The following is a 20,757-nucleotide window of genomic DNA, read 5'->3' as shown; positions in this document are numbered from 1 at the left end:
GATAAGCCGCTCCTACGAACGGCGTTCCCAGCGGACGCGGTCGCGGGTCGCGTCCCGCAGGCGGCTCCGCAGCGCCTCGACCTGGTCGGCCGGCAGCGACAGCTGCATCCGCACGCCATCGCTTTCGAACGATTCCGCGACCTTGGCTGCCCCGTGGGCAAGCAGGGACGCATGCACCGCGCCGAGGTCTTCGAAGCCCGCGCGCAGTTCCAGTTCGCACAGCCTCACCAGCGGCCGTCGCGTCGCCGTGCGCAGGCACTCGGCCGCGGCGCCGCCATAGGCGCGCACCAGCCCGCCGGCGCCGAGCTTGATGCCGCCGTACCAGCGCGTGACCACGACCACGACCTGGTCCAGCGCCTGGCCGTCGATCGCGGCCAGGATCGGTCGCCCGGCGGTGCCCGCGGGCTCGCCATCGTCGCTGGAGCGGTAGTCCACGCCGATCCGGTAGGCCCAGCAGTTGTGCGTGGCGCCGCGATCGGCGTGCGCCGCCAGGAAGGCGAGGGCGTCGGCGACGCTTGCGGCGGTGGCGGCCCGGGCCAGGAAGCGGCTGTGCCGCACCTCGATCGCGTGCGTGGCCGGTGCCGCGAGGGTGTCGCTCATGGCGTCAGCGCGCGCAGGTCCTCGGGCAGGACGTAGTCGGGATAGCGACGCATGAACTCGCGCAGGCTGGCGCGCGCGCCGGCGATGTCGCCGGTGTCGAGCAGCCCGTGGATGCGTTGCAGCCAGGCCTCGCGCACCTCGGGCGAGTCGGCGGTGGCGGGCGGTACCTCGTCCTCCGGTTCGTCGCCGATGCGCCGCTCATCCGCGCGCTGGCTTGCCATCTCCGCCTCGCTCGCCGCGTTGGCGCTACTGCGAGGTTCCTTGCCCGCTTCCGGCTTCGACGACCGTTGCGGGGCGACGATGGGCGGTGTCGGTGCCGGGGCTGGGGCCGGAGCAAGGACTGGCGACGGCAAAGCGACGGGCGCTGCCGGGGACGGTGACGGTGACGGAGGGGATGGCGGCGGCGGTGGCGGCAGCGACAACGGAGCCGGGACGTCCTGCACCATCGGCGCGGCAGGTTTCGTCGCGGGGAGCGGGCCGTCGCCCGCCGCCGCCGACCTGACCTTGGGCGCGATGGCAACCTTCGCCGGTACCGGTGGCAACGGTCCGGTTGCAGTCGCTACCTGGCTCAGGCCCGGGTTGGGCGCGTCGATGGCGTCGGCATCGCCGACGGCCGCTTTGGCCTGCTCGCCCCCGGCGGCGGGTCGGCCCTCGGTGGCTGCCGGCGCGCGCAAGGCCGCATCGGCTTCACTGCGCGGCGCCGGCGGCGGTTCCGGGCGCAACTGCAGCTGCCAGGCCACGCCCACCGCCAATACCAGCGAGGCGGCCAGGCCAAGCACGGCCGGCCAGCGTCGCCGCCCCCGTTGCGGCGCGGCCGCAGCACGCGCGGCCGCCCGCACCTTCGCGTCCAGCGCCGGCGAAGGTTCATCCGCAGGACGCGTCACACGCAGGCGTCGGGCGAGCGCGCGCTCCTCGTCGGTCAGTGGTGGCCGGTCGGGCATGGTCATTGGCCTGTGCCCGAACAGGGAGCGTGGGATGTCCGGTCGTGCATCGTTTCCAGCTTCATCAGGCCAAATCCGGGTCGGCGACGCCGGCGCGCAGTTTGTCCATCGCATAGCGCAGCCGCGACTTCACCGTCTCGCGGCCAACGCCGGTGATCGCGCCGATCTCCTCGAGGGTCAATTCCTGCTCCAGCCGCAACAGCAGTACTTCGCGCTGTTCCGGCGGCAAGGCATCCAGCGCAACCTGTAATTGCCGGCGTTGTTCGAACTGCGAGAGTGTGCGCTCGGGCGTGTCGGGGGCGGGTATCCGCGCCGTCCGTTCGTCGCCATCGGCCGGCGCCGGCGGGCGGTACTGGCGGGCGCGCCAATGATCGGCGATGCGGTTGTGGGCGATCCGGTACAGCCAGGTCGCGAAGCTCGCGTCGGGCGTCCAGCCGCCGCGCGCGGCGATCACCCGCTGCCAGACGTCCTGGAACAACTCGTCCGCCATCGACGGATCGCGCAGCTGGCGCATCAGGTAGCGGTACAGGCGGACGCGGTGGCGCGCGTACAACGGATCGAAGGCGTCCGCATCGCCACGGGCCCAGGCCAGCATCAGCGTTTCGTCGCTGGGCTGGGGGTTGTCGACCGCGGCATCGTCCATTGCCGCCAGCGTACGGGCTGAGCGGGCCGGGGTGAAGCCCGGGGGCGGGGTTCCGGGCAGCGCGATCGGCCATTCCGGTGCCAACGCACGGCCGCGCCTGGCGGGGCTGACGCCGGCTTCGCTTGGCCGCTATCCTGCGGCCATGAGCAGCGGACCCATCGTCGCCGAGGAAGGCGCTTACGCAACCGCAGCGACCGCAGCTGCAGCGACCGGCGTCGCATCGGCTGTCCAGGCGACTGGCCCGACCCTGCTCGATGGCCTGGCCGAGGCACTGGCCGCGGTGCTGCCACCCGGTTCCCATGTCGTGGTTCATTGGCGCGATGCGGTCTGCGGAGAGGGGCTCTCGGCCGTCGAAGGCGCCAGCCACGCATTGCGCGCCAATGCCGCCCGCTGCATCAGCAATCCGGCGGAGAGCGTCAATGGTGGCAGCGAGATCGCGTGGGACGACGGCCAGGCACGCATGGTCGTGGTCGCCACGCTGGCCAAGCCGCAGCCGGCCGGAGTGATGGAGGCCTGGCGCGGCTTGGCCAGGCGCACGGTCGAGGCCTCGCTGGCCGCCGCGCGGGCGCAGGCGCAGGTTGCATCGCTGCGCAAATCCCAGCGCCTGCAGCAGGCCTTGTACGAGATCGCCGACCTGGCCGGCTCCGGCCTGGAAATGGACGAGATGCTCGGCCGCATCCACGAAGTGGTCGGCGGGCTGATGTACGCACTGAATTTCTTCATCGTGCTGTACGACGCGGCCACGCGCACCATCCGCTTCCTGTATTTCGCCGATGCGCTGGACCCGTACATGGCCCAGCCGGACCTGGAAATCAGCATCGACGAGCTGCCCAACAGCCTCACCGTGGCGCTGCTGCATGGCGGCCTGCCGCTGCAGGGGCCATCGGAGCAGCTGCGGCGGGCGCTCGGCGTCAAGCGCGACCTGGCCCATGGCCCCGACAGCGCCGACTGGCTGGGCGTGCCGATGTGGCGCGACGACCGTGTCAGCGGCGCGATCGTGGTCCAGAGCTACGACCGACCCGGCATGTACAGCGACGAGGACCGCGCGCTGCTCGAATACGTCGCCCAGCACATCCAGACCGCGCTGGACCGCAAGCACGCGCAGGTCGAACTCGAACGCCGGGTCTACGAGCGCACGCTCGAGCTGCAGCAGGCCAACCTCGTGCTGCAGGCGGAGATCGTCGAGCGCCAGCGCGCCGAGCGCCTGCAGCGTGCGCTGTACAAGATCACAGAACTGTCGGTCACCACCGGCAGCCTCGAGCGCTTCTATGCCGAGGTCCATAACCTGGTTGGCGAGTTGCTGTACGCACGCAACTTCTACATCGCGCTGTTGACGACCGATGGCGAGCAGATCGAATTTCCGTACTCGGTCGACGAGCGCGACTCGCTGCGCATCACCCGCAAGCGGGGAACCGGCCTGACCGAATACGTCATCACCCATGGCGTGGCACTGCTCGCCGACCGCGCGCGCATCGCCGACCTGGAAGCGGCCGGCAGCGTGCGCAGCCATGGCAGCCATGCGCAGAGCTGGCTTGGCGTGCCGCTGGTGCGCGATGGCATGGTGGTCGGCGCGATCGCCGTGCAGAGCTACACCCCCGACATCGTGTTCACCCCGCGCGACCAGGAATTGCTGACGTTCGTCGCCCACCACATCGGTGCGGGCCTGGCGCGCAAGCGCACCCAGGAGCACCTGAAGGCGGCGCATTCGGAACTCGAGTTCCGGGTCGAATCGCGCACCCAGGAACTGGCTGGCGCCAACCGCGAACTGCGTGCGCAGATCGGTGAACGCATGCGCGCCGAGCAGCGGCTCACCCACCAGGCGCGCCACGATGCGCTGACCGGCCTGCCGAACCGCCCGCACCTGCTGGAGCGGCTGGACGATGCGATCAGCAAGGCGCGATCGCGCGAGGGCGCCTGCTTCGGCGTGCTGTTCCTGGACCTGGACCGATTCAAGCTGATCAACGACAGCATCGGCCATGCCGCCGGCGACGAAATGCTGGTGGAAGTCGGGCGCCGGATCGCCGCCGTACTCGGCGACACCGGCGTGGTCGCGCGCTTCGGCGGCGACGAATTCGCCATCCTCGCCGACCCCCTCGACGGCCCGGACGCCAGCGAAGCGCTCGCCACCCGGATCCTGGAGGCCCTCGGCAAGCCGCTGTGGATCGGCGGGCGCGAACTGTTTCCTTCCGCCAGCATCGGCATCGCGCTGTGGCAGCCGCGGTATCGCTTGGGCGAGGAACTCCTGCGCGACGCCGATGCGGCGATGTACCGCGCCAAGGCCGAAGGACGTGATCGCAGCGCGCTGTTCGACGAAGCCATGCGCGCACATGCGATCCGGCTGCTCGACCTGGAAGCGGACCTGCGCCGGGCGATCCTCGGCGATTCCTTCGTGCCGCATTTCCAGCCGATCGTGAGGCTCACCGACGGTGCCATCGTCGGCCATGAGGCGTTGCTGCGCTGGAACCACGACCTTCACGGGCCGCTGCCGCCGGGGGAATTCGTCGGCGTCGGCGAGGACAGCGGCCTGATCGAGCAGGTCGACTGGCTGCTGTACGAGCGCGTGATCGGCTGGCTGCACAGCCATCCCGAAGGCTATGTGTCGATCAATGTCTCGCCCCGGCATTTCCGCTCCGACGATTTCGCCGAGCGCCTGCTGCGCATGCTCGACGATGCCCGCGCCGACCCGCACCGGTTGCGGATCGAGATCACCGAAGTCGCGCTGCTCGACGACGCGCCACGCGCGCTGCGCATGCTCAACGTGCTGCGCCAGCACGGCGTGCTGGCGCTGCTGGACGACTTCGGCACCGGCTTCTCGGCGCTGTCATACCTGCATCGGTTCCCGATCCAGGCATTGAAGATCGATCGCAGCTTCGTGGCCGGGCTCGATGGCGAAACCCGCGCCGAAAGCCTGGCGCTGGTGCGCGCGATCCTGGCGCTCGCCAACACCCTGGGCATCGACACGATCGGCGAGGGCATCGAGACGGTCGTGCAGCGCGACACGCTGGCCGAGCTTGGTTGCGGTTACGGGCAAGGCTACCTGCTCGGAACGCCCGAGGCGCAGGCGATGCGCGGCAACGTCCCGCTGGATGCCTGATCCAGCGCAGAACCCGCAGTAGTCGAAACCGGGTCGCACGAACCGTCCGGCCCGGTCCGGGCCGCGTGCCCCTCAGCGGGGTGCGTCGCGGATCACCAGCAGTCGCGGCTCGGTCATGTCGGCGATGGCCGCGCGGATGCCCTCGCGGCCCGAGCCGGATCCCTTGACGCCGCCGTAGGGCATGTTGTCGACGCGGAAGCTCGGGATGTCGCCGACGATCACGCCACCGACCTCCAGTCCATCCCACGCGCGCATGGCGTGTGCCAGCGCGCCGGTGAACACACCCGCCTGCAGGCCGAAGTCGCTGTCATTGACCCGTGCCAGTGCATCGTCGAAATCGTCGAAGGGTTCGATGCAGGCCACCGGCCCGAAGGCTTCCTTGCGATAGAGGTCGGCATCGTGCGGCACGCGCTCCAGCAACATCGCCGGCACCAGCGTGCCGCGACGCGGGCCACCCGCGAGCACGCGCGCACCGGCCGCCACGGCGTCGGCGATCCAGCGCTCGATCCGCTCCGCCGCGGCCTCGTCGATGACCGGGCCGATGAAGACGTCCTCGTCGTGCGGGTCGCCCATGCGCAATGCCGCAACCGCCGACTGCAGTTTTGCGCGTAACGCATCGTGCACGCCGGCGTGCGCGAAGATGCGCTGCACGCTGATGCAGCTCTGCCCGGACTGGTAGTACGCGCCGGACACCAGGCGTTCGACGACGGCATCCAGCGGCAAGCCCGGGTCGGCGTCGACGATGCAGGCTGCATTACCGCCGAGTTCGAGCGTGACCTTCTTGCGTCCGGCGCGTGCCTTCAGGTCCCAGCCGACCAGTCCGCCGGTGAAACTCAGCAGCGCGATGCGCTCGTCCTCCACCAGCAGCGCGGCATCGTCGTTGGAGCAGGGCAGGACCGAAAACGCGCCGGGCGGCAGGTCGGTCTCGGCCAGCACCTGGGCGATGATCAACGCGCCGATCGGCGTCTTCGCCGCGGGCTTCAACACGAACGGACAACCGGCGGCGATGGCGGGGGCGACCTTGTGCGCCACGAGGTTCAATGGGAAGTTGAAGGGCGTGATGAATGCGCAGGCGCCGACCGGCACCCGCTTGACCATGCCGCGATAGCCGCGCGTGCGCGGGGAGACCTGCAGCTCGATCACTTCGCCGTCGATGCGCGTGGCTTCGCCGGCGGCGATGCGGAAGGTGTCGATGAGGCGGGCAACCTCGCCGCGTGCATCGCGGATCGGCTTGCCGGCCTCGATGCACAGCGCCTGCGCGAGTTCTTCCTGGCGCTCGCTGAAGCGGCGCACGCAATGCTCGAGCACATCGCGGCGCGCGTCCGGCGGGAATGCCGCCATCGCCGCGCGGGCCGCGCTGGCGGCGGCGATGGCCTGCTCGACCGCGGTGGCATCGGCGAAGGCGACGCAGGTGGCGATCTTGCCCGTGTATTTGTCGAGCACGTCCAGGTCGGTGTTGGCGGCGACCGGGGTATTGGCCAGATAGTACGGATAGGATGTCTGGAGCATTGGAATCTCCAATGAGCGGCGCGGGCCGCGTGTTTTGTCGGAGCGCCTTCAACCGCGAGCTCGTGCCGGTGGCGTTGTGTTGGAACGCTCGCGGCTGAAACCGCTCCTGCGAATCGGGGCCCGCGGATTGCGCCTGCGAACGGGGGGCTATGGAGCATCCTCGACACGCAAGCGCAGCTGGCCGTCGGACAAGCGCGCGTCGACGGAGTCGCCAGCGACGACATCCAGCACGCTGCGCACAACGCGTCCATCCTCGCGCTGCAGGATCGCGTAACCGCGCGCGACCGTCGCCAGTGGGCTCACGGCGTGCAGCGAGCGCGCCAGGCCGCGCAGGTGCAGTGCGTCGCTGGACAGCCGGCGTGCGATCGCGGACTGCGGGCGTACGGCCATGGCCGCCAGGCGTTCCCGCAGCCGCGCCAGGCGTCGTTGCGGATGCGCCGCGCGCAGCACCGTGTCGGCGTGCCGCAGGCTGGCGCGGTCGACCTCGATGCGCCGCTTCCAGGCCGCGGTGAGCCGGCGCAGGGCGTCGAGCTGGCGCCGCTGCAGCATCTGCAGCCGCGCCTGTGGCCGCAGCGCCTGCAAGCGCAGCGCCGCGCGGTCGGCGCGTTGCATCGCCGCGCGCAATTGCTGCCGCTGCAGGTTGCCGACGCGCGCTTCCAGCGCACGCAGGCGGCGCGACAGATCCTCCCGGCTGGGCGCCAGCAACTCGGCCGCAGCCGATGGCGTGGGTGCGCGCAAATCCGCCGCGAAATCGGCGAGGCTGAAATCGGTTTCGTGGCCCACGGCGGAAACCACCGGCACCGCGGAGGCCGCGATGGCGCGCACCAGCTGCTCGTCGTTGAACGCCCACAGGTCTTCCAGCGATCCGCCGCCGCGGGTGAGCAGCAGCAGGTCGTAGCGGCCGCTGGCCGAGGCCCGTCGCAGCATCGTGGTGATCTGCGCCGCGGCATTCGCACCCTGCACCAGCACCGGCAGGATCTCAACGTGCAGCAGCGGGAAGCGCCGCGCGAGCACGCTCAGCACGTCGCGCACCGCGGCGCCGCTGGGCGAGGTGAGCACGCCGAGCCTGCGCGGGTGCGCCGGCAGTGGACGCTTGCGCGCCTGCTCGAACAGGCCTTCGGCGGTGAGCCTGGCGCGCAGCTCCTCGAACGCCCGCCGCAACGCGCCTTCGCCCGCTTCCTCCATGTGGTCGAGCACCAGCTGGTACTCGCCGCGCGCCTCGTACAGGGTCAGCCGGCCGCGCGCGAGCACGCGCATGCCTTCGCGCGGGACGAATTTCAGCCAGCTGCTCTTGGGCTTGAACATCGCGCAGCGCACCTGCGCCCGGGCGTCCTTGAGGCAGAAATACAGGTGCCCGGAGCCCGGCCGGGAGACCCCGCTGAGTTCGCCCTCCACCCAGATCAGCGGGAAGCTGCCTTCCAGCAGGTCGCGGGCCAGGGTGTTGAGCTGGCTGGGGCTGAGGATGTCGCGGGCCGGGCGGGAAACGCCGCCGGCAGGGCCGTCGCGACCGTCGAGGATGTTCATCCGGCCAGACTAAACTATGCGCATGAGCAACGAGATCATCGCCCCGCCGGGCGTCGTGGCGGCGGCTCCGCCCTGTGCCGAAGCGGCTGCCGAACCCGCCTTCGGCGCGGCGCCCAGGCGCATCACCCGGCCGGTCCGGATCGGCAGCGTCGTCGTCGGCGGCGGCGCGCCCGTGGTGGTGCAGTCGATGACCAACACCGACACCGCCGACATCGCCGGCACCACCCGCCAGGTCGCCGAGCTGTGGCGCGCGGGATCGGAAATCGTGCGGGTGACGGTGAATACGCCCGAGGCGGCGTCCGCCGTGCCGCGCATCGTCGAGCGGCTGGCGATGATGGGCGTGGAGGTGCCGATCGTCGGCGACTTCCACTACAACGGCCACCAGTTGCTGGCCGGTGAGCCTGCCTGTGCCGAAGCGCTGGCGAAGTACCGGATCAATCCCGGCAACGTGGGCTTCGGCAGGAAGCGCGACACGCAGTTCGCGCAGTTGATCGAGTTCGCGATCCGCTACGGCAAGCCGGTGCGCATCGGCGCCAACTGGGGCTCGCTGGACCAGTCGCTGGCGACGCGGTTGATGGACGAGAACGCGCTGCGCGCCGAGCCGCTCGAAGCCGCGCGCGTGCTGCGCGAGGCGCTGATCCGCTCGGCGCTGGACTCGGCCGCGCGCGCGGTCGAGCTCGGGCTGCCGGCCGATCGCATCCTGCTGTCGTGCAAGGTCAGCGGCGTGCAGGAACTGATCGCGGTCTATCGCGATCTCGCCACGCGCTCGGATTTCGCATTGCACCTCGGGCTGACGGAAGCCGGCATCGGCAGCAAGGGCATCGTCGCCTCGTCGGCGGCACTGGCGGTGCTGCTGCAGGAAGGCATCGGCGACACCATCCGCATCTCGCTCACGCCAGAGCCCGGCGCGCCGCGCACGCAGGAAGTCGTGGTCGCGCAGGAGCTGCTGCAGACGATGGGCCTGCGCGCGTTCACGCCGATGGTGACCGCGTGCCCGGGTTGCGGCCGCACCACCTCGGAGTTCTTCCAGGAACTGGCGCAGGTCGTGCAGGAACACGTGCGCGCGAAAATGCCGGAGTGGAAGATCACCCATCCCGGCGCCGAGCACATGACGCTCGCGGTGATGGGTTGCGTGGTCAACGGTCCCGGCGAATCGCGGCATGCCGACATCGGCATCTCGCTGCCGGGCACGGGCGAGGCGCCGGCGGCACCGGTGTTCGTCGACGGTGAAAAGACCGTCACCCTGCGCGGCGATACGATCGCGCGGGATTTCGTCGGGATCATCGACAGCTATGTCGAGCGCAGGTACGGACGCGGCGAAGCCATCGACGCCGGCTGAAGCCGCCGATGCGGTCACGCAGGAAACGCGCTTCGGCGCGGCGTTCCTGAGAGTCCACGGATGGCGCCTGCTGCTGGTCTTCGCCGGCGTGCTGCTGCCGCTGTGGGGCTTCGGCGCGCTGGTCGAGGACCTGCGCGAAGGCGAGGCTTTCGCCTTCGATGTTCCGATCCTGCAGGCCATGCACGCGATGGCTGGTCCCGGGCTGGATCGCCTGTTCATCCTGATGACGGAAGTCGGCTACGCCTGGGGCGTCGTTCCGGCGGACGTAGTGCTGGTGCTGGCCTTGACATTGCGCGGGCATCGGCGCGAGGGCGTGTTTGCGGCACTGTCGATCGTCGGATCGATGCTGCTGAACCTGGCAGCGAAGCATTCCTTCGCGCGCGTGCGCCCGGACCTGTGGGTGTCGATCCGGCCGGAGACCACCTTCAGTTTCCCCAGCGGACATGCGATGGGCTCGATGACGCTGGCGATGGTCGTGGTGCTTTTGTGCTGGCACGCACGCACGCCATCGGGATGGCGCTGGCGTTGGCCGGTGACGCTGGTTTCGGCGGCGCTGGTGCTGTTGATCGGATTGTCGCGGGTCTACCTGGGCGTGCATTACCCCTCCGACATCCTCGCCGGCTGGACGGCGGCCTGCGCGTGGGTGATCGCGGTCTACGCGCTGATGTTCCGCGGCACGTTGCGGCCCTGGCGCGCGGTCGAACCGTCGCCACCGTGAATCATTCGCCGGGTTTCGCGGCCTCGGTCGGCGCGGCTGTGGCCGACTTGCGCGACAGCAGCACTTCGCGGCGCGCGATGTAGGCGTTGGCGGCGAAGATGATCGCGGCGCCGATGACGGTCCAGCGGCTGATCGACTCGTCGAACAACAGGTAGCCGGCCACCGCCACCAACGGCAGCTGCATGAAGCTGATCGGCGTCAGTGCCGACACATCGCCGATGCGCAGCGCGCGCGTCCACAGCAGCTGGCCCCCGGTGCCGAACAATCCGGTCAGGACCAGCCACAGCCACGCCATGCCGTGCGGCCATTGCCAGACGAACAGCGCCGGCAGCAGCGACAGCGGGACCCAGAATGCGTAGGTGTAGAAAACGATCGTGTCGGCCGGATCCACGCGCGACAGTTGCTTGATCTGGATCGCAACCACGGCGCTGAGCACCGCGGCCAGCACCGCGACCAGGGAGCCGGCGCTGAACGCGCTCGACCACGGCCGCACGATCACGATCACGCCGAGGAAGCCGACGATCACCGCCGCCCAGCGCCGGTGGTGCACCTGCTCGCCGAGCCAGAACACCGCCGCGATGGTCACGAACAGCGGCGTCGAGTACGACAGCGAGATCGCCTGCGACAAGGGCAGGTGGCCGATCGCCCAGAAGCCGCACAGCATCGAACCGATGCCGATCGCGCTGCGCAGCAGGTAGCGTGGCAGCTGCCGGGTGTGCAGCGACGCGCCGCCCAGCCACAGCACCGGCAGCAGCGCCAGCAGGCCGAAGCTGTTGCGGAAGAACGCGATCTCGAAGGTCGGCAGGCTCGCCGACGCGATCCGGATCGTGACCGCCATCAGTCCGAAGAAGGTGGTGCTGGCCAGCATCAGCGCCGCGGCCAGCGCGAATTTCGTCGTCGGTGGACGCGCTGCGATCACCAGCGCGCGCCGATGATGCGTGGCTCGGGCTCCAGCGCCACGCCGAAGCGCTCCTGCACGGAGCTGGCGATGCGCCGTGCAAGCGCGAGCAGTTGCGCGCCGGTCGCCGCACCATGGTTGACCAGCACCAGCGCGTGCGAAGCCGCGACGCCGGCATCACCCTCGCGGAATCCCTTCCAGCCGCAGGCGTCGATCAGCCACGCCGCCGAGAGCTTGCGCGATGCGGGGTCGCCGCTGCCGAACACCGGCAGGGCAGGGTGGTCCGACTTCAGCGCATCGGCCATCGCCGCAGGCACGATCGGGTTCTTGAAGAAGCTTCCGGCATTGCCGACGAGCGCGGGGTCGGGAAGCTTGCGCCGGCGGATCCGGCAAACGGCTTCGGCGACCTGCGATGGGCGCACGCCGGCAGGCGCCCGGACGTCGATGCCCATCGCCTGCAGTTCGTCGGCCAGGCCGGCATAGTCCAGGCGCGGGGTGGCATTGCGCCGCAAAGCGAATTCCACCGCCGTGACCACGAACGCATCGGGGTCGCGCTTGAATCGGCTGTCGCGATAGGCGAACGCGCACTCCGCCGCAGTGAGCCTGCGGACGCGCGAAGTCGCGCGTTCGAAGACTTCGACCGCGTGCACGCACTCGCGCACCTCGACGCCATAGGCGCCGATGTTCTGGATAGGCGCGGCACCGACGGTGCCGGGGATCAGCGCGAGGTTTTCCAGTCCGGCCAGTCCGCGACCGAGCGTCCACAGCACCAGCGCATGCCACTCGACGCCGGCATCGGCGCGGACGAGGGTGACGCCGTCGTCGGCGCCATCCGCGTCGTCGTGGAGCGCGATCTTCTGCGAACCCAGCGCCAGCACCGCGCCTTCCGGATCGCCGGCGAACAGCAGGTTGCTGCCGCCGCCCAGCACGAGCAGCGGGCCGTCGCGCAGCATCGCGTAACCGAACAGCTCCCCGAGCGCGCCGGTGTCGGCGACCTCGACCAGCATCGGTGCACGCGCGGCGACGCCGAAGGTGTTGCGCGCATCGAGCTTCGCGCCCTCGATGATGCGATAACCGGTCATCGCGACGCTTCAGTCGTTTGGCGGCAGGTTGCCGCGGCTCGGGGCTTCCTTGCGGCGGCGCATCGCATCGACGCTATCGGCGATCAGTCCGGGTCCACGATAGACCAGCCCGGTGTACAGCTGCACGAGGTTGGCGCCAGCGGCCATCTTCTTGGCGGCGTCGGCGCCGGAGAGGATGCCGCCGACACCGATCAGCGGAACCTGCTCGGGCAGGCGCGTGCGCAGCTTGCGCAGCACCGCGGTGGCCTTGTCCATCAACGGGGCGCCCGACAATCCGCCGCTTTCGCGCGCGCACGGGTCGCCCTGCACCAGCAGCCTCGACACGGTGGTGTTGGTGGCGATCACGCCGTCGACACCCAGGTCCCCCAGCACGCGCGCGGCGGCTTCGACATCGTCGTCCGACAGGTCCGGCGCCACCTTGACCAGCATCGGCACGCGCTTGCCGTGCTGCGCGCCCAGCCGCTCCTGCGCCTCGCGCAGGGTGCCAACGAGGCGCCGCAGCGACTGCTCCTCCTGCAGTTCGCGCAGGCCCGCGGTGTTGGGCGAGGAGATGTTGACGGTGACGTAGTCGGCAAGCGGATAGACCCGCTCCAGGCAGTACAGGTAGTCGGCCTCCGCGGCGTCGTTGGGCGTGTCCTTGTTGCGGCCGATGTTGATGCCGAGCAGCCCCTGGCGGCGCTTGCTGCGCTCGACGTTGCGCACCAGCGCATCGACGCCGTCGTTGTTGAAGCCCAGGCGATTGATGATCGCTTCGTGCTCGGGCAACCGGAACATGCGCGGCTTGGGATTGCCCGGCTGCGGGCGCGGGGTCACCGTGCCGACCTCGATGAAGCCGAATCCCAGCGACGACAACGCATCGACGTGCGCGCCGTTCTTGTCCAGGCCCGCGGCCAGGCCGACCGGATTCTGGAAGACCAGCCCCAGCGCCCTGGTCGGCAGCGGCTGCGGCCGGCTGGCCAGCAGTCCGCTCAAACCGCTGCGATAGGCCGCCTCCAGCGACGCCAGGCCGAAGCCGTGCGCGCGCTCCGGATCCATGCCGAAAAGGAAGGGGCGGGCGAGGGAATACATCGTCAGTCTCTGGCCTTCGGCATCCGCATGCTCCGCCTTGCTTATCGCTCCGCGGGGGCGGAGTCCGGTGACTCTATCGATTCAGGCTGCCGGCGCAAGGCGCAGGTTGTCCGTACGGGCGTGGGAGCAATGCGGCTGGATCCCCGCCTGCGCGGGGATGACAGCCATTCACAGGCATTGCGTCCGGTCTCGTGCGTATCCGCGGCAGCCCTCACAGGTCGAACTTGATCCCCTGCGCCAGCGGCAGCGCATCGGAGTAGTTGATCGTATTGGTCTGGCGACGCATGTACGCCTTCCACGCATCGGAGCCCGATTCGCGACCACCGCCGGTTTCCTTCTCGCCACCGAAGGCGCCGCCGATTTCCGCACCGGACGTACCGATGTTGACGTTGGCGATGCCGCAGTCCGAGCCGGCGGACGACAGGAACTGCTCGGCCGCACGCAGGTTGGTGGTGAAGATCGACGACGACAGGCCCTGTGGGACGTCGTTCTGCAGCGCGATGGCTTCGTCCAGCGTCGAATACTTCATCACGTACAGGATCGGCGCGAAGGTTTCGGTCTGCACGACTTCGGCGTCGTTGGACAGGCCGGTCACCAGCGTCGGCAGCACGAAATTGCCTTTGCGATCGGTCAGGGCCTTGCCGCCGCTGGCGATCGTGCCGCCGCTGGCCTGCGCCTTGGCGACGGCATCGATGAAGGCCTGCACCGCGTCCTGGCTGTTGAGCGGGCCCATCAGGTTGGCCGGGTCGGTGGGATCGCCGATCTTCTTTTCGACCTGGCCGTAGGCGGTGACGAGGCGCGCGAGCACGTCGTCGTAGATTTTTTCGTGCACGAACAGCCGGCGCGTGGTCGTGCAGCGCTGGCCGGCGGTGCCGACCGCACCGAACACGATCGCCGGGATCGCAAGCTTCAGGTCGGCGGTCTCGTCGACGATGATCGCGTTGTTGCCACCCAGTTCCAGCAGCGAGCGGCCCATGCGCTGGGCGACGCGCTCGCCGACCATGCGGCCGACCTTGGTCGAGCCGGTGAAGCTCACCAGCGCGATGCGGCGGTCGTCGACGAACGCCTGCGCCAGATCGCTGCCTGCGTCGTTGAACAGGTAGAAGATGTCGGGGAAGCCGCCCTGCTTCAGCGCTTCGTTGCAGATACGCATCGCCGCGATCGCCGACAGCGGCGTCTTCGGCGACGGCTTCCAGATCGAGATGTCGCCGCAGACGGCCGCGACGTAGGCATTCCAGGCCCAGACCGCGACCGGGAAGTTGAAGGCCGAGATGATCCCGACCAGGCCCAGCGGCTGCCACTGCTCGTACATCCGGTGGCCCGGGCGCTCGGAATGCATGGTCAGGCCGTACAGCTGGCGCGAGAGGCCGACGGCGAATTCGCCGATGTCGATCATCTCCTGTACTTCGCCGTCACCCTCGGGCTTGGACTTGCCCATTTCCAGCGCGACCAGCGAACCCAGTGCGTCCTTGTGCGTGCGCAGCGCATCGGCGCACAGGCGCACGGCTTCACCGCGGCGCGGCGCCGGCGTCGTGCGCCAGACCTTGAACGCCGCCTGCGCGCGCTCGACGATCGTCTCGTAATCGTCGCGCGAGGACGCCTGCACCCGCGCCAGCACGCTGCCGTCGGTGGGATTGATCGGCTCCAGCACGCCGGCGTCGGCGGTCTTCGCCCACTGGCCGTCGCCAAGGTAGGTGCTGGATTCGGTGCCGCCCAGGCCGAGCGCGGTGATCACGGGGTGGGTCATCGTGGGGTTCCTCGAAAGAAAGCGGATTTGAAAGGCCAGCGACGGGCGCGGGCGGTCTGGATGCCACCGCGGACGCGCCGCATGCCGCCGGGCATGGCCCGCGTCCAGGATGGAGCGCCGAAACAAGCGGCCCCGGCGCGATTCGAACGCACGACCTGTCCCTTAGGAGGGGACCGCTCTATCCAGCTGAGCTACGGGGCCAAGTCGGCCATTTTCGCATGAATGCGAAGGCGGCCCCAAACCTGCCCGCCGCGCCGTTTCGGGGCCGGCGAAACCTTCGCCCTGCCTTGACCGGCGCTGCGTATGGTGGGTCCGATCCCCCGCGCAGGGCGTGGCGGCTGCCGACGCGGCCACGCGATGTACCGGCGCTCCACGCCGGCACCCACGCCGGCACCCATGCCAATCCCGACCGCGCCGGCACCGCACAGCTGAGGAGCGCGCGATGGACGATACCCGGCAGCAGCGCGAACGCATGGTCGAGCGGCAACTCGCCGCGCGCGGGGTGCGCGACCATTACACCCTGCAGGCGATGCGCGCGGTGCCGCGCGAGGAATTCGTCGCGCCGGAGCTGCGCGAGTTCGCCTACGAGGATTCGCCGCTGCCGATCGAAGGCGGGCAGACGATTTCCCAGCCCTACATCGTCGGGCTGATGATCGCCGAGGCCCAGCTGCGACCGGGCGAGTGCGTGCTCGAAATCGGTGCCGGATCCGGCTACGCCGCCGCGGTGATGGGCGCGATCGTCGCCGAGGTCTATGCGATCGAACGCCGGCCGGAGCTGGCGAGCTTGGCGCGCGAGCGCTTCCAGCGGCTGGGCTACGACAACATCCAGCTGCGCGTGGGCGATGGCACCCAGGGCTGGCCGGAAGCCGCGCCCTTCGATGCCATCCTCGCGGCCGCCGGTGGCCCGGAAGTCCCCGACAGCCTGTTGCGGCAACTCGCGCCCGGCGGGCGCCTGGTGATGCCGGTCGGCAGCACGCGCGACCAGCAGCGGCTGGTGCTGGTCACGCGCACCGGCAACGATCGCTTCGTGCGCAAGGAGCTGGGCGATGTGCGGTTCGTGCCGCTGATCGGTGAACACGGCTGGCGCGACGACGCGCCGGTGACGATGGCCGAATCGACAGCGCCCCTGCACGCCCGCGCGGGCGAGCCGGCGCGCACGATCCCGGGCCTGATCCGCGCCGCCGCCGAGCCGTTGCCGGACTTCGACGATCCGGCCTTCGGCAGGCTGTTCGACCGCTTCGCCCATGCCCGCGTGGTGCTGCTGGGCGAAGCCAGCCATGGCACCTCGGAGTTCTACCGCGCCCGCGATGCGATCACCCGGCGGCTGGTGGAGGCGCATGGGTTCGACATCGTCGCCGTCGAGGCCGACTGGCCCGATGCCGCCAGCATCGATCGTTACGTGCGCCACACCGCGACCGGCGCCCCGCGCGAACCCGCGTTCCAACGCTTCCCGACCTGGATGTGGCGCAACGTCGAGGTCGAACGCTTCGTGACCTGGCTGCGCACGTTCAACCAGGCGCGGGCGCACGATGAGCGCGCCGGTTTCTACGGGCTGGACCTGTACAGCCTCAACACCTCCATCCGCGCGGTCATCGATTACCTGGATGGCGTCGATCCGGAAGCCGCGCGGATCGCGCGCCTCCGCTATGGCTGCCTGACGCCGTGGTCGAAGGAACCCGCGCAATACGGCCACATGGCGCTCACCGCCGGCTACGCGCTGTGCGAAAGGCCGGTGACCGACATGCTGCGTTCGCTGCTGGACAGGCGGCTGGAGTACTCGCGCGCCGATGGCGAGCGGTATTTCGACGCTGCCCAGAACGCGCGCCTGGTGCGCGATGCCGAGGCCTATTACCGGGCGATGTATTACCGCTCGGCCGACTCATGGAACCTGCGCGACACCCACATGTTCGAGACCCTGCAGCACCTGCTGGAGGCCGGCGGCAAGGGCAGCCGCGCGGTGGTTTGGGCGCACAATTCCCACATCGGCGACGCGCGCCATACCGAGATGGGACAGCAGCGCGACGAGTTGAACATCGGCCAGCTGTGCCGCGAGCACTACGGCGACCAGGCGGCCCTGATCGGCTTCGGCACCCATTCGGGAACCGTCGCCGCCGCCCACAACTGGGACGAGGACATGCAGGTGATGCAGGTGCGCCCGTCGCTGCCCGGCAGCTACGAGCGCCTGTACCACGAGGCCGGCGTCGAACGCTGCCTCACCGACCTGCGCCCCCGGCAGCATCCGGACCTGCGCGACCGCTTGACGCCGGCGCAGCTGGAACGCTTCATCGGCGTCATCTACCGGCCGGAGACCGAGCGCTGGAGCCACTACACCGATGCGCAGCTGCCGCGGCAGTTCGACGCCTACGTGTGGTTCGACCGCACCCGGGCGGTGACGCCGCTCACCCACGAGCACGGCAGCGGCATGCCTGACACCTGGCCGTTCGGGCTGTGACCGTCGGCATGCAGGCACAAAAAACCCCGCGCTTGGCGGGGGTTTCTGCAGCGTGACCGAAGTGGTGGAGCGGAGGGGGATCGAACCCCTGACCTCCACGATGCGAACGTGGCGCTCTCCCAGCTGAGCTACCGCCCCATTCCGGTCGGCGCCGGAGGCTGCGGATTATACGGGCGCTTCCCGGCCGCCGCCAGCCATGCCCGATGGTCGCGGCAAGGTAGCCGGTATCCTAGTGGGATGACGGATCCGCGCATCCTCGCTTTCATCGCCGTTCGCGACGAGCAGCATTACCTGCCCCGGGTGCTGGCCCACCTCGCCACGGAAGGCATCGAAACGGTCGTACTCGACAACGAGTCTGGACCGGCGGCACGCGCACAGCTCGAAGGCCTGCGCGATGCTGGCCTGGTGCGGTCGATCGTCGAACTGCCCTACGTGGGGCATTTCGACCTGTTGGCACAGCTGCAGGCCAAGGCACGGTTGATCGAAACCTGCCAGGCGGACTGGGTCATGCACCTGGACGCCGACGAAATGCCACATTCGCCGATCGAGGGCGAGACGTTGGCGCAGGCGATCGCGCGCGCCGATGACGCTGGCGCCAATGCCATCAACTTCAATGAATTCGTGTTCCTGCCGCTCGAGGATCCGGCTGCGGAGGGCAGGGCGCAGGCGGGGTTTTTCCCCTTCCATCATTACTACCATTTCGCACCGGCGCCGCGATGGCGGATGCTGGCGTGGCGTCGCGATGCGGCATTGAGCAATGTCGACAGCGGCGGCCACCTGCTGGCCGGGCCCGGGCTGCAGGTGTGGGAACACGACATGGTGCTGCGGCATTACGTCTTCCTTTCCCAGCAGCATGCCTTCGAGAAATACGCGCGGCGGCGCTTCGCCCAGGCCGAGCTCGCCATCGGTTGGCACCACAACCGGATCAACCTGGCGCCACGACGCATGCGATTTCCCCCGCCAGCGCGGCTGCACCGCTTGTTGCGACTGGACCAGCGCGCCCTGGATACCTCGCGTCCCGACAAGCTGCACTACTGGGACTGGCCCGAGGCCGCCGCGTGACGCAGGTGCTGGGGCTGATCCCGCACCTGGGGCGTGACGAGGCCGACGACCGCTGGCTCGCCCAGGCGATCGAATCGCTGCTCGCGCAAACCGTGCCGCTCGACGCCATCATGGTGGTCGACGACGCGTCGCCGCGTCCGCCCGATTCCGTGCTCGCACGCTACCCGGGGGTGTCGCTGTATCGCAATGGCGACAACACCGGTCCGTTCGCGATCAGCGAAGCCGTCTTTGCCCGGGCGCCGTTCGACGCGGTGCTGTTGCAGGATTCCGACGACTGGTCACTGCCCGATCGACTGCAGCGCCTGCTCGCTGCCTACGAGTCCGGCTTCGAACTCGTCGGAGGGCAGGTCGAACACGTCCCCGAGCCCGGCCAACCCAACGAAGGTCCGGACCTGGCCCGCCTGCCGCTTGATCCACGCGCCGAGCTACTGCAGAGGCCGACGGCGCACACCCTGTTGCTGACCAGTGGACTGGTGTCGGTCGCGCTCGCCCGGCGCCTGGGCGGCTTTGCCGCAAGCATGCGGATCAATGGCGATTCGGAATTCGTGCGCCGCGCCGTGTTCGGCGGACGCGCGTGCAACATCGCCGAGACGGTCTACGTACGCCGGCTGCATGCGAAGTCATTGACGCGCGCGCCCCACACCGGGTTTGGATCGCCGGCAAGGGCCGCCGCGCAGCAGCTCGTGCAGGCGCGCGCACGCGTGCTGGCGCGCGACTTCCTCGCGGGGGTGCCGCTGGACCTGGCGCCGATGCAATCAGGCATTCCCGCCACCCTGTCGCATGTCATGGGGCCGCTGATCCCCGTGTTGTAGGCGCCACGTCTCCGCGCGCATTGCGCAAGCCATGCGCGTGCTGTCCCCGACGGGGACATCGCGCGCCTTCCGTGGCGGCATGCGATGGCAGCCCCGTACGTTCGAATACGCCGTCTCCGATGGCCGCGCGCGCCGGCGCCACAGCCCGGCGTTCAGCCCGGGTCCTGCTGCCAAGCGTCGATCAGTGGTTGCAACTGCGCGCGGCGCCAGCCCGCCAGCGGCCCGGTCCAGTGCCCGTCGAGCAGGGGTGCCAGCCAGCGACGCGAGGCGAGCACGCCGTCGGGCAGGCCCAGTTCGGCGCTGCGCGCGGCCACCACGTCCTGCAGCCTGCGCAGCGCCGCCTTGTCGCGGTCGTCGTTGCGTGGCTCGGGTGCCTGCCGCTCGTCGGCCAGCGGCGTGGTGAGCGCCTGCCAGATGACGGCGGCGAGCTTGCGGGGTGCCTTGGGTTGCGCGTCCAGGCGCGCCTGCAATGCGGCCTGGTCGACCGGGGGCGTGCGCGCCAGGGTGGTCGCCAGTTCGTTGTCGAGGATCCAGTTGCGCGGGCGGTCGGTGTCGCGCGCGTAGGCGTCGCGCCAGCGCAACAGCCGCAGCAGGCGGATGCGCGCATCGGCGTCGAGGAACTGCGCCGCGCGCAACGACAGGTGCGGCCAGCGCTCGAGTTCGTCGCGCTGCGCATTGGTGACCATCCGCGCGCAGTCCTCCGCGAGCCAGTCGCGACGACCCAGCGCCGCCAGCCGTCCATCCAGGTCGTCGTGCAGCGCGAACAGGTGCACCACGTCGTCGGCGGCGTATTCCAGTTGCGAGGGCGACAAGGGGCGGCGCAGCCAGTCCGAGCGCGTCTCGCCCTTGGCCAGCGCGACATCGAGCGTGTCCTGCACCAGTCGCTGGTAGCCGATGCCCGCCCCGACGCCGCACAGCGCCGCCGCGATCTGGGTGTCGAACAGCGGCGTGGGCACCACGCCGCAGGCATGCTTGAGTGCGACCAGGTCTTCGCTGGCGCTGTGCATGATCTTCAGCACGCGCGCATCGGCCAGCAATGGCGCCAGCGCGTCGCACATGCCGGGCAGCAGCGGATCCACCAGCAGCACCGTGCCGCCTTCAAGCGACAGTTGCACCAGCGCCAGTTGCGGCCACCAGGTGCGCTCGCGTACGAATTCGGTATCCAGGCCGACGCGGGTGGGCGAGGTCGCCAGGTGTGCGGCCAGTTCGGCCGGTGTGCTGATCCATTGCATCGTCGAACGGGATCCCGGGTTGGCCGCGCGTCGCGG

16 protein-coding genes and 2 tRNA genes are annotated in these 20,757 nt (G+C 69.9%); 6 read left to right on the top strand and 12 right to left on the bottom strand.

Annotation, left to right across the window (positions count from 1 at the left end; translation table 11 throughout):
• Nucleotides 1-12: 12 nt before the first annotated feature.
• The 3 genes from G7B67_RS06895 to G7B67_RS06885 all read right to left on the bottom strand — a co-directional run bounded on the left by G7B67_RS06895 (nucleotide 13) and on the right by G7B67_RS06885 (nucleotide 2,184).
• Nucleotides 13-600 carry an IMPACT family protein gene (locus tag G7B67_RS06895; protein ID WP_166209939.1) on the bottom strand — a complete coding sequence of 196 codons (588 nt, stop codon included), beginning with the start codon at nucleotides 598-600 and terminating at the stop codon, nucleotides 13-15.
• Nucleotides 597-1,541, bottom strand: a complete 945-nt coding sequence (locus tag G7B67_RS06890) for a hypothetical protein (RefSeq protein WP_166209936.1) — start codon at nucleotides 1,539-1,541, stop codon at nucleotides 597-599. The genes G7B67_RS06895 and G7B67_RS06890 overlap by 4 nt, the downstream gene beginning before the upstream one ends.
• Nucleotides 1,542-1,605: 64 nt before the next feature.
• On the bottom strand, nucleotides 1,606-2,184 hold the full coding sequence (locus G7B67_RS06885; RefSeq protein WP_166209933.1) for an RNA polymerase sigma factor: 579 nt from the start codon (nucleotides 2,182-2,184) through the stop codon (nucleotides 1,606-1,608).
• A gap of 142 nt (nucleotides 2,185-2,326) precedes the next feature.
• On the opposite strand from G7B67_RS06885, the gene G7B67_RS06880 reads away from it, so the two are divergent.
• Nucleotides 2,327-5,278, top strand: coding sequence for a sensor domain-containing diguanylate cyclase (locus tag G7B67_RS06880; protein ID WP_166209930.1), 2,952 nt, complete (start codon nucleotides 2,327-2,329; stop codon nucleotides 5,276-5,278).
• A 72-nt stretch (nucleotides 5,279-5,350) separates the two neighbouring features.
• On the opposite strand, the gene G7B67_RS06875 is transcribed toward G7B67_RS06880, so the two are convergent.
• Nucleotides 5,351-6,787, bottom strand: a complete 1,437-nt coding sequence (locus G7B67_RS06875; RefSeq protein WP_166209927.1) for an aldehyde dehydrogenase family protein — start codon at nucleotides 6,785-6,787, stop codon at nucleotides 5,351-5,353.
• A gap of 147 nt (nucleotides 6,788-6,934) precedes the next feature.
• The gene (gene xseA / locus G7B67_RS06870; RefSeq protein ID WP_166209924.1) at nucleotides 6,935-8,311 is read right to left on the bottom strand and encodes an exodeoxyribonuclease VII large subunit; all 1,377 of its coding nucleotides are present in this window, start codon (nucleotides 8,309-8,311) and stop codon (nucleotides 6,935-6,937) included.
• A gap of 22 nt (nucleotides 8,312-8,333) precedes the next feature.
• On the opposite strand from xseA, the gene ispG reads away from it, so the two are divergent.
• Together ispG and G7B67_RS06860 are read left to right on the top strand one after the other, a co-directional pair.
• Complete coding sequence (gene ispG, locus G7B67_RS06865; protein WP_166209921.1) at nucleotides 8,334-9,650, top strand: flavodoxin-dependent (E)-4-hydroxy-3-methylbut-2-enyl-diphosphate synthase; 1,317 nt, start codon at nucleotides 8,334-8,336, stop codon at nucleotides 9,648-9,650.
• Nucleotides 9,604-10,368, top strand: coding sequence for a phosphatase PAP2 family protein (locus G7B67_RS06860; protein ID WP_166209918.1), 765 nt, complete (start codon nucleotides 9,604-9,606; stop codon nucleotides 10,366-10,368). Before ispG ends, G7B67_RS06860 begins: the two co-directional genes overlap by 47 nt.
• A 1-nt stretch (nucleotide 10,369) precedes the next feature.
• Here G7B67_RS06860 and G7B67_RS06855 read toward each other — a convergent pair whose 3' ends face one another.
• From G7B67_RS06855 to G7B67_RS06835, 5 genes are all read right to left on the bottom strand, one after another.
• Entirely contained in the window at nucleotides 10,370-11,236 is an 867-nt protein-coding gene (locus G7B67_RS06855) for a DMT family transporter (protein WP_166210062.1), read from the bottom strand.
• Nucleotides 11,237-11,283: 47 nt separating this feature from the next.
• Entirely contained in the window at nucleotides 11,284-12,348 is a 1,065-nt protein-coding gene (gene murB / locus G7B67_RS06850) for a UDP-N-acetylmuramate dehydrogenase (protein ID WP_166209915.1), read from the bottom strand.
• Between the two features lie 9 nt (nucleotides 12,349-12,357).
• Nucleotides 12,358-13,416: a quinone-dependent dihydroorotate dehydrogenase gene (locus tag G7B67_RS06845; RefSeq protein WP_166209912.1), complete on the bottom strand. Its 1,059-nt coding sequence runs from the start codon at nucleotides 13,414-13,416 to the stop codon at nucleotides 12,358-12,360.
• Between the two features lie 211 nt (nucleotides 13,417-13,627).
• Complete coding sequence (gene amaB, locus G7B67_RS06840; RefSeq protein WP_166209909.1) at nucleotides 13,628-15,163, bottom strand: L-piperidine-6-carboxylate dehydrogenase; 1,536 nt, start codon at nucleotides 15,161-15,163, stop codon at nucleotides 13,628-13,630.
• Nucleotides 15,164-15,290: 127 nt separating this feature from the next.
• Nucleotides 15,291-15,364: transfer RNA gene (locus G7B67_RS06835), tRNA-Arg, on the bottom strand.
• Nucleotides 15,365-15,605: 241 nt separating this feature from the next.
• Here G7B67_RS06835 and G7B67_RS06830 point away from each other — a divergent pair.
• Complete coding sequence (locus G7B67_RS06830) at nucleotides 15,606-17,615, top strand: protein-L-isoaspartate(D-aspartate) O-methyltransferase (RefSeq protein WP_166209906.1); 2,010 nt, start codon at nucleotides 15,606-15,608, stop codon at nucleotides 17,613-17,615.
• 62 nt (nucleotides 17,616-17,677) lie between these two features.
• Here G7B67_RS06830 and G7B67_RS06825 read toward each other — a convergent pair.
• A tRNA-Ala gene (locus tag G7B67_RS06825) sits at nucleotides 17,678-17,753 on the bottom strand.
• A 99-nt stretch (nucleotides 17,754-17,852) separates the two neighbouring features.
• On the opposite strand from G7B67_RS06825, the gene G7B67_RS06820 reads away from it, so the two are divergent.
• On the top strand, nucleotides 17,853-18,677 hold the full coding sequence (locus G7B67_RS06820) for a glycosyltransferase family 2 protein (RefSeq protein WP_166209903.1): 825 nt from the start codon (nucleotides 17,853-17,855) through the stop codon (nucleotides 18,675-18,677).
• Nucleotides 18,674-19,489, top strand: a complete 816-nt coding sequence (locus tag G7B67_RS06815) for a glycosyltransferase (protein WP_166209900.1) — start codon at nucleotides 18,674-18,676, stop codon at nucleotides 19,487-19,489. The genes G7B67_RS06820 and G7B67_RS06815 overlap by 4 nt, the downstream gene beginning before the upstream one ends.
• A 152-nt stretch (nucleotides 19,490-19,641) precedes the next feature.
• On the opposite strand, the gene rnd is transcribed toward G7B67_RS06815, so the two are convergent.
• Entirely contained in the window at nucleotides 19,642-20,721 is a 1,080-nt protein-coding gene (gene rnd, locus G7B67_RS06810) for a ribonuclease D (protein ID WP_166209897.1), read from the bottom strand.
• Between the last annotated feature and the right edge of the window lie 36 nt (nucleotides 20,722-20,757).

The sequence above is a fragment of the Cognatiluteimonas telluris genome (assembly GCF_011320095.1).
Classification (GTDB): domain Bacteria; phylum Pseudomonadota; class Gammaproteobacteria; order Xanthomonadales; family Xanthomonadaceae; genus Cognatiluteimonas; species Cognatiluteimonas telluris.
Note: the sequence above shows the minus strand (reverse complement) of the source record. Positions and strands in the feature narration are given on the sequence as shown.